Raw genomic sequence first — 1,750 nt, forward strand, 5'->3', positions numbered from 1 at the left:
CAACCTAGAATCAGCCCCGATATGACCTCCCCCGCCGAGAAAGACAGCGCCAAGCCCAGCCATTTCCTGCGCCAGATCATCGAGCGCGACCTCGAACAGGGCACGTACTCGCAGCGGCGCTGGGCCGGCCACCCGGGTGATGCGGCCACGCAACAGGCGGGCCCGCCCGACCCTGCGCGCATCCGCACCCGCTTTCCGCCCGAGCCCAACGGCTACCTGCACGTGGGCCACGCCAAGAGCATCTGCCTGAATTTCGGGCTGGCCCGCGACTACGGCGGCATCTGCCACCTGCGCTTCGACGACACCAACCCCGAGAAGGAAGAGGTCGAGTACGTCGAATCGATCAAGGACGCGGTGCGCTGGCTGGGATTCGACTGGGAGGCCAAGGGCACCCGCCACCTCTACCAGGCCAGCGACTACTTCGACTTCATGTACCGCGCCGCTGAATACCTGGTGGGCGCCGGCCTGGCCTACGTGGACGAACAGACGCCGGAGCAGATGCGCGCCAACCGCGGCGACTTCTCGCGGCCGGGCGTGGACAGCCCCTTCCGCAACCGGTCGGCGGACGAGAACCTGCAGCGCTTGCGCGCCATGCGCGACGGCCAGCTGCCCGACGGCGCCGCGGTGCTGCGCGCGAAGATCGACATGGCCAGCCCGAACATCAACATGCGGGATCCGGCCCTGTACCGCATCAAGCATGCGGAGCACCACAACACCGGCGACAAGTGGTGCATCTACCCCATGTACACCTTCGCGCACCCGATCGAGGACGCGCTGGAGAACATCACCCACAGCTTCTGCACGCTGGAGTTCGAGGACCAGCGGCCGTTCTACGACTGGCTGCTGGACCGGCTGGCCGAGGGCGGGCTGGTCAACAAGCCGCACCCGCGCCAGTACGAGTTCGCGCGGCTGAACCTGACCTACGTGGTCACCAGCAAGCGCAAGCTCAAGCAGCTGGTCGACGAAGGCCACGTGGGCGGCTGGGACGACCCCCGCATGCCCACCATCGTCGGCCTGCGCCGGCGCGGCTACACGCCCGAATCGCTGCAGCTGTTCGCCGAGCGCATCGGCGTGAGCAAGGCCGATAGCTGGATCGACTACTCGGTGCTGGAAGGCGCGCTGCGCGACGACCTGGACCCCAGGGCCGCGCGCGCCATGGCGGTGCTGGACCCGGTGAAGCTGGTGATCGAGAACTGGGGCGAGGTCATGGGCGGCGACGACCAGCTCGATGCCTGCAGCGCGCCGGTGCACCCGCACGACGCCTCGCGCGGGCGGCGGCAGTTCACGTTCGGGCGCGAGCTGTGGATCGAGCGCTCGGATTACGAGGAAGCCCCGCCCAAGGGCTTCTTCCGTTTGTTCCCGGGGAACAAGGTGCGGCTGAAGTACGGGCACGTGGTGGAGTGCGTCGGCGCCGACAAGGACGCGAACGGCGCCATCACGCAGGTGCGCGCGAAGCTGATCCCGGACACCAAGAGCGGGACACCGGGGGCCGACGCCGTGAAGGTGAAGGGCAACATCACCTGGGTGGGCGTGGCCGATGGCCTGAAGGCGGAAGTGCGGCTCTACGACCGCCTGTTCGCCGTGCCGCAGCCGGGGACGGGCGAGAAGGACTTCCTGGAGGAGATCAACCCGGATTCACTGAAGGTGGTGACGGCGTACGTGGAGCCGTCACTGCGGGAGGCGAAGGGGGACGAGAAGTTCCAGTTCGAGCGGCACGGGTATTTCGTGGCGGATCGGGTGGAGCATCGGG

General features: G+C 67.9%; 1 protein-coding gene. It reads left to right on the forward strand.

The annotated features are described in order from the left end of the window. Nucleotides 1–21: 21 nt before the first annotated feature. Nucleotides 22–1,750 (forward strand): glutamine--tRNA ligase/YqeY domain fusion protein (locus tag V6M63_RS23200; protein ID WP_332745773.1); only part of this gene is annotated, 1,729 nt, incomplete at its 3' end.

This window comes from Hydrogenophaga sp. (assembly GCF_036675665.1).
In the GTDB taxonomy this organism is placed as follows: Bacteria; Pseudomonadota; Gammaproteobacteria; order Burkholderiales; family Burkholderiaceae_C; genus Hydrogenophaga.